General features: G+C 48.6%; 8 protein-coding genes and 1 pseudogene. 5 read left to right on the top strand and 4 right to left on the bottom strand.

The window, feature by feature from the left end; translation table 11 throughout:
* Nucleotides 1–9: 9 nt before the first annotated feature.
* Nucleotides 10–684: a response regulator gene (locus tag AC1S52_RS16430; RefSeq protein WP_482030113.1), complete on the bottom strand. Its 675-nt coding sequence runs from the start codon at nt 682–684 to the stop codon at nt 10–12.
* Nucleotides 685–877: 193 nt separating this feature from the next.
* On the opposite strand from AC1S52_RS16430, the gene ndk reads away from it, so the two are divergent.
* On the top strand, nt 878–1,327 hold the full coding sequence (gene ndk, locus AC1S52_RS16435) for a nucleoside-diphosphate kinase (RefSeq protein ID WP_482030114.1): 450 nt from the start codon (nt 878–880) through the stop codon (nt 1,325–1,327).
* Nucleotides 1,328–1,388: 61 nt separating this feature from the next.
* Here the strand turns inward: ndk and AC1S52_RS16440 are convergent, their stop codons facing one another.
* Entirely contained in the window at nt 1,389–2,168 is a 780-nt protein-coding gene (locus AC1S52_RS16440) for a TerC family protein (protein ID WP_482030115.1), read from the bottom strand.
* A 390-nt stretch (nt 2,169–2,558) separates the two neighbouring features.
* Between AC1S52_RS16440 and psaM the strand changes: the two genes are divergently transcribed.
* Both psaM and AC1S52_RS16450 read left to right on the top strand, forming a co-directional pair.
* Nucleotides 2,559–2,654 carry a photosystem I reaction center subunit XII gene (gene psaM / locus AC1S52_RS16445; RefSeq protein WP_482030116.1) on the top strand — a complete coding sequence of 32 codons (96 nt, stop codon included), beginning with the start codon at nt 2,559–2,561 and terminating at the stop codon, nt 2,652–2,654.
* A 619-nt stretch (nt 2,655–3,273) separates the two neighbouring features.
* Entirely contained in the window at nt 3,274–3,669 is a 396-nt protein-coding gene (locus tag AC1S52_RS16450; protein ID WP_482030117.1) for a slr1601 family putative cell division protein, read from the top strand.
* A 200-nt stretch (nt 3,670–3,869) separates the two neighbouring features.
* On the opposite strand, the gene AC1S52_RS16455 is transcribed toward AC1S52_RS16450, so the two are convergent.
* Nucleotides 3,870–4,667, bottom strand: a complete 798-nt coding sequence (locus AC1S52_RS16455; RefSeq protein WP_482030118.1) for a tetratricopeptide repeat protein — start codon at nt 4,665–4,667, stop codon at nt 3,870–3,872.
* Between the two features lie 478 nt (nt 4,668–5,145).
* Between AC1S52_RS16455 and AC1S52_RS16460 the strand changes: the two genes are divergently transcribed.
* Both AC1S52_RS16460 and AC1S52_RS16465 read left to right on the top strand, forming a co-directional pair.
* A complete protein-coding gene (locus AC1S52_RS16460) occupies nt 5,146–5,610 on the top strand; it encodes a hypothetical protein (RefSeq protein WP_482030119.1) in 465 nt (154 codons plus the stop codon).
* A 135-nt stretch (nt 5,611–5,745) separates the two neighbouring features.
* Nucleotides 5,746–6,300, top strand: a complete 555-nt coding sequence (locus AC1S52_RS16465; protein WP_482030120.1) for a glutathione S-transferase family protein — start codon at nt 5,746–5,748, stop codon at nt 6,298–6,300.
* A 215-nt stretch (nt 6,301–6,515) separates the two neighbouring features.
* On the opposite strand, the pseudogene AC1S52_RS16470 reads toward AC1S52_RS16465, so the two are convergent.
* Nucleotides 6,516–6,630 (bottom strand): annotated as a pseudogene (locus AC1S52_RS16470) (IS1 family transposase); the annotation flags it as partial.

Consider the following 6,630-nt stretch of genomic DNA (forward strand, 5'->3'; position numbering starts at 1 on the left):
TCAATCGATTCAGTCGATCAGCCCTTCTTCCCTGGCTCGAATTTCCGTTTGAATGCGGATGTTCTTCCCATCTAGTTTATCTTCCTCCGGGTAAACATCCAGCACATCCTGGATTTTTGTCCAGTAGTGGCGCACTGTTCTTTCAGAAACCAGCATTCGTTTGGCGATCGTCCGATCCTGCAACCCTTCATGGAACGCAAGCTTTAACACCATGAGCCAGTCCGGTTTGACCTCTAATGTTCGTCCAGGGCGAATATCTTTAGTATGGGTAATTCCATTCAACGCCCAGTCAACTCGGGTCAGCATTTCCTTACTTGACAGGCTTTTATCAGCAACGGTGAAGCCGCCATTGTGTTTGTCAATTTCAGGCTTAATCCGAACTAAGGCTTTGACGTGGGTACTCTGGACAATCAAATTAAGGGTTGGATAATCCCGCATCAGTGTCTTTAATAGCTGAACTCCCGCATCTGCCTGGGCAATTCCACCTTTTTTATCGGGTAGGGAAAGGTCGAGCACAACCAGATCAGGAGTATGAGCCTTGACTTGATCAAGCGCACTCTCAACCGTCTGGGCTGTCAAAATTGCAGCATCGGGATACTGGCGTTGAAGCAGGTCGATTGTTCCACCCAGAACCACCTCATGGTCGTCCACCACAAGAATTTTAAGCTTTACAGATTCGGTCACGTTCTAAACCATTGACAACAGAAACCGGACAGGGACATTGCCTAAATATACCTCCCACTTTGCAGAAAACTGCCTTGAAGATCAAGAGGACGGAGGAGACTTAACAAGAGCAGTTGTCATGTTCCAGGCGCAAATTGACAGGATGAGATAATCTGGATTCTGTAACAATGGATAAAAAATTGAGGAGTCAACCTTGGAACGGACATTTTTGGCAATCAAGCCAGACGGTGTGCAGCGTAAGTTGGTCGGTGAAATCATCCGTCGCTTTGAAACAAAAGGCTTTACCCTGGTTGGCTTGAAGCTGATGAACGTCAGCCGAGAACTGGCAGAAACCCACTACGGTGTTCACCGGGAACGTCCTTTCTTTGGTAGCCTGGTCGAATTTATTACGTCTGGTCCCGTGGTGGCGATGGTTTGGGAAGGGGAAGGCGTGATTGCTTCCGCTCGTAAGCTCATTGGGGCAACAAATCCTCTCAATGCCGAGCCAGGAACGATTCGAGGCGACTTAGGCGTTAATGTAGGACGCAACCTGATCCACGGCTCCGATGCCCCAGAAACAGCCCAGCAGGAAGTCAGCCTATGGTTTAAGGATGAAGAACTTGTGGGCTGGCAACCGACCCTGATGTCCTGGATTCACGAGTAGTTCAGAAAGGATGAGGGCTAGAGAATGAAGGTTCTTTAGCGCTCATCCTCTATCTAGCCTTCTATTTCTTAGCCTGCAAGGGTTCCTCTGGCTCAAGTTCTGCCATTTCGTGAGGGCTTTCAACCAGTTCCGTCACTCTTTCTGTGCCTGCTGCTTTAGTAACAGGTTCAATTCGTTTGGAGAATCCCCAGGCGAAGATAGCCGCGATCGCTGTCACCATTAACCATTCGGGGGGAACGAGCGTAGGGTAAACCACTCGGGCAAGCAGCCGTAGCCCCACCAGCGAGACGGTAATGTAGCCTGCATCTTCCAAATGGGTGAATTCGTTTAGCCAACGAATGAATAGTCCTGCCATAAACCGCAGGGTAATAATGCCAATGGTGGCACCCAGGAGAATCAGCCACGTTTCTTCCGAAACTGCGATCGCCGTCGTTACGCTGTCTAGGGAAAACGCCAGGTCCGTAATTGCAAGCATTGGAATGGCTTGCCAAAGTGAGGTGAACCGGGGAGCATGATGCTGATGGATGCCGTCTTCGTCTTCATCCGAGGTGAAGTACTGAAAAACCAGCCATAGGAGGTAGAGTGCCCCTGCCAGTTCAAACTGCCAGTAGCGAATCACCCAGGTTGCCGACAGAATCAGGATCGTTCGCAACACGTAGGCAAGCACAAGACCGACGTTCAGGGCACGCCTCTGCATTTTTTCATCGTGCATTCCCTGAGTCAGCGCAGCAAGGGCGATCGCGTTATCAGCAGACAGCACTGCTTCCATCGCTACCAGCACTAGCAATAGCAGTAGTGTCTCAAACCCAAAATTTGGAGAATCTATCAGTTGATCCAGCATTAATTAAGCTTATTCAAGTGAATCTTGTTGAATGGAGTCTTGAAAGTGGTTGATTCAGAAATTTCCTGACCAGCTCAGGGTGGCTAATCAAATTGACAACAACATTACTAAGCCTAACGCTTAAGCGAAAGGTTCTGCCATTTCAGGGGATAAAGTCAAGGGGGCATGGGAAGGGCGTGGGGCATGGGGCATGGGGCATGGGTACTCAGCCTTTAGCCTTTAGCCTTCAACCTACCCTGCGGGAACAGCAAAGCCTCACAGTTTTCGGACTTTAGCCGCTCACTCCTTTCACCCCCAATGTGTTTCATCTTGTAACAAGTTATTCCCGAAAAGCCCGTTTTGACGGAAATTGAGGAACGATACATCCTAACTCAAAGGAGTTTTGAAACAATGACTTTATCGGATACGCAAGTCTTTGTTGCATTAGTTATCGCGCTGATCCCAGGGCTCCTGGCATTTCGTCTGGCAACTGAGCTTTACAAATAGCCACCTTTCTTAACCTTATAGACAGCCTGTTTTAGTAGTTTAGCTTTACACTTTTTCTGGTAATTGTCTTCCTTTCGGAAGGCTGCTGCTGGATTCGGTAGAGCTAAATTAATAGAACAGGCTTTCTAGTTTTGATCTCGAAGCCGTCCCAGTAGAAGCTGGATGATTAGAGAAACCTATTTGAATTCAATCTGTTTTCCGATAGGCTGAATAGCGTTTCCTTTTGGGTGAGGTATATCTCATCTGTTTAACCCAAGGGTTTTATGGCTATCCATTTACCTGACTGGATTCAAAAACGCTATAAATAAATTTGCTATTCGACCTTTCATTAGCTTTAATGTATTAGACCTGCTTGACTCAACCTGACTAAAGGATGGTTTCGTGAAATCTTCGCGGTTTTTGCTGACCTGGAGATTTTGCAAAGAGATTTTGTAGATAGATGTTCAGGTAAATATTTGGTTAAATCAGGATTTAAACCTCATCCAAGTTGAGAACTGAAGATTCCTCTGAGGGAAAACTAAAGGTGTCTAAGTGGGTGGGTTTAACTGAGAAGTAAGGTTTGACTAAATAAAATAAGCCCTTATAATCTAATGCTTGCTGCTAGAGCGGACTTAATCCTATGTATGCATTTCAACTGCCCCAACCTGACCCAAAACCAACGCGACGCCCGCGGCGGGTACCCCGCTCCGATCAACGAAACCGCCAAAGCCCCTATCGACAGATTGCCGTAGAAACAAGCATTAAGCTGGGGGTAAACCTGTTGCTATCAGTGATCGCGATCGCGGCTCTGGTTAAGTTGCTTCCCTATCAGGCAACGCAGGAATCCAAGCTGCGAGAGCTGGATGTTGCTGTCAATTCGACCCAGAAGCGCGTTAGTTTGGTGCAGGCAAATTTCAGACAGTATTTTGACCCTACCCAGACCCGTTCTTTGATGCAGCGAACCACTAACCGAATTGACCCTTCTCAGCGCCGAATTATTTTGCAGGAGCCGAAAACAGAGTCAGTAAGCCGATAACGCTGGAAAGACTAAGGGCAGAAGGGTCAGTTTTGCTGTTTCTCTAGAAATAGAAATAGGCTAGTAGAGTAATCTAAAAATTCTGAAACGTCGTTGGGTAGAGCGCCAGCGAAACCCAACATTTTCAACGGTCACAGGTTGCAAAATTAATTACTCACTGAACACTGGTCAGATTTACGCTACAGACGACCAGGGGGTAATTAACCGAGGGGTTCCAGTAGGTCGTTGAGCCAGTTTTGCACCTGCGATCGCAGGCGGAAGGATGCGTTTGCGGTTAGGGATTTAGTTTGGGGTAAAACAGTCAGGGCACGACGGTAGTCAGCAACGGCACAGTTCCAGTCTCCTGAGAGATGATAGGTGCGCCCCCGTTCGGCATAAATATGTCCTTCCAGGTTAGATGTGCCGGGCTGATCGGAATCTTGCAAAATCTGGGTGAAGCGCAGGGCGAGATCAAAGTTTTCAGTTGCCTGACTATACATCTCCAAGTCGCGGAAGGTAATGCCCTGATTGATCCAGGCACGGATGTTTGCTGGGTCGAGATCGATGGCGGTATCGTAATCTGCGATCGCCTCTGCCAGATATCCCAGGGAAGCATAGCAGTTAGCCCGATTATTGTAGACCTTTGCCAGACGGGGGTTCAGGTCTAGTGCCTGATCATAGTCTGCCAGGGCAGCTTCAAACTGACCGTTTTGGAAATGCAGTAATCCCCGATTGTTATAGTGACTGGCACTGCAAGGGTTGTGGTCAATCAGTTGGGTCATCAGGGCGATCGCCTCCGCATATTTTCCTTGCTGGGCGTTCACTAACGCTTGCTGGCGTAAGCAGCGTTCCTGCTCTTGAATATTCAGTAAGGATGAGTCCTGGTCACAAACCGAGAGCAACTCCAACTGCTGTTTGCCAGGGTTCTGGGGTTGCCGGGATGCGGGGGTAACGGTTGAATTCATTGAGCGTGCATTTCCGTTGTAGGGTTGGCGACCTGGAACTAGGGGTAGGTTCATATCATCCTCACGGTCCTTACGGCATAGATTAGGGATTTCCCCGCGAGCCTTGCTCTACCGATGGGCCACTTGCCAATGCGTCTGAAGCAACCATTTGGATTGTGGGGTCGGTAGGAAACAATCTCTTTGATGGGATACAGCTCGGATTAGTTCCATTTCCGAAAGAAAAGCTCTAAATGTAGTGGCTGATGTTGGTGGTGGGGGAATGATCGGGTAATTAGTACTCCTCGGTTAAATGGGGACTTGATCCCGTAAAGATGGCTGCAATCCAAACTTACCTGGTATGGGCAATGAAGGAATCGGCAATTGGTGAGAGTTTTTCAAGGGAATAGAGACCGCTGGTAGATTTTGGATCGCCTGGTTGTGTATTGATTGTTCTAAAGGTTCCATTGCATTCCCTGGATATTGGTACAATTCGATCCAGGTGCCTGGATACTTTATTTCAGACACCTTGTTCTAAAATTTGGCGGAATGTTCTATGACTACTGCGACCGTGATTTCTAGTGCGCCAGACCTTGCAAGTGATGATTACCTGGTTCTCGGATTGGCAACCTGCTTCATTAAGGAAGAGGGTGAGGTTCACGAAGTCAGTGTTGTAGAACCCATTCCCTCCGCTGCGCTAGAAGCTATCCTGAAAGGGATCCCGACATCTTATCGGTTGGCTACCGCAACGACGGTGGGCGCTGTCCTGGTTGATGAAACACCTCAGTTACCCCCAGGTTTTCCTGCCGATGCTCACTTTTGTGACGAGTTTACCTATCGAGCGGTTGCGGCTGCCCGTACCTATAAAGTTCGCTCAGTTGCTCAGTCCCATATTCCTTTAGGCACGACAAAAGCTGACTTTAACTATTCGGTTGAACGGAAACGGGTTCTCAACTCCCAGCGGATGGTTCGCACAGAGGACAACGTGAAGCAGCATGAATACACCCATAAGGTGCTGTAAAGAGTTAAGAGTTTTAAGTTGAGAGTTTTGAGTTAAGAGCTTTTGAGTTAAGAGTTTTTGAGTTAAGAGCTTTGAATTTTGTGGTGGCAGTCGCTCAAGATTGTTCCTGACGTTTTCTGCTGGAGGAGGTTGTAAGTGCTGAAGCTATATGGGGGTGCCCGCAGTCGGGCATCGATTGTGCAGTGGTATCTGGAAGAGTTGGGCGTTCCCTATGAGTATGTGATGCTGGATATGGCAGCGGGGGAGCATCGCCAGTCACCCTTTACGGAAATTAATCCGGTGGGTAAAGTTCCAGCGATCTCGGATGGTGACTTTAAATTGTGGGAATCTGGTGCAATTCTGCTTTATCTGGCTGAGAAATATGACAATCCAGCTCTTTCCGTTGAGCAGCGATCGATTTTGAACCAGTGGATAATATATGCCAATGCCACCCTGGGACCGGGTGTGTTTATGGAAGCCACCCGTGCCACCGAAACACCGCGCCACATGACCCTGCTGAATAACCTGTTCAGCCGCCAGCCATTTGTGTTGGGGGATGAGTTTAGTGTGGCAGATGTGGCAGTGGGGGCACTGCTGGGATATATCCCAATCATGTTGAAGCTGGATCTGAGTGATTACCCGGCTGTGGTGGACTACATCCAGCGCATGGCTCAACGCCCAGCCTATCAGAAGGCGATCGGTGGACGGTGATTGTTCTAGGGAAGGCAGAGGGCAGAGGGGCAGGGGAGGGAGTGCTTGAACCACACCTCACACCTCACACCTCTCTAACACCCCACACCGCCCAACTAACAACTAACAACCCCTCTCGCCTTCTGCCTTCTCAAGCTCCAGTCCTCTTTGGCATCCAAACTTCCTGACTGCGATAATTAAAAACGAAATGAGGCGTTGCTGAATAGAAATATGATTTACTGCGGGACGGGCACATCACCAAATTTGAGGTAGTGTAGTAGCAAGCGAATCGAGTGCTTCAGCATTTCTACGGACTTGGAATAGCACAAGGTCTTGCGATGCAACCGGGCA

Source organism: Kovacikia sp. CALU 1929 (genome assembly GCF_056784235.1).

Excerpts from the sequence above, each read along its gene's own strand:
- AC1S52_RS16440 (WP_482030115.1), bottom strand. The coding sequence starts at position 2,168 with ATGCTGGATCAACTGATAGATTCTCCAAATTTTGGGTTTGAGACACTA.
- psaM (WP_482030116.1), top strand. The coding sequence starts at position 2,559 with ATGACTTTATCGGATACGCAAGTCTTTGTTGCATTAGTTATCGCGCTG.
- AC1S52_RS16450 (WP_482030117.1), top strand. The coding sequence starts at position 3,274 with ATGTATGCATTTCAACTGCCCCAACCTGACCCAAAACCAACGCGACGC.
- AC1S52_RS16455 (WP_482030118.1), bottom strand. The coding sequence starts at position 4,667 with ATGAACCTACCCCTAGTTCCAGGTCGCCAACCCTACAACGGAAATGCA.
- AC1S52_RS16460 (WP_482030119.1), top strand. The coding sequence starts at position 5,146 with ATGACTACTGCGACCGTGATTTCTAGTGCGCCAGACCTTGCAAGTGAT.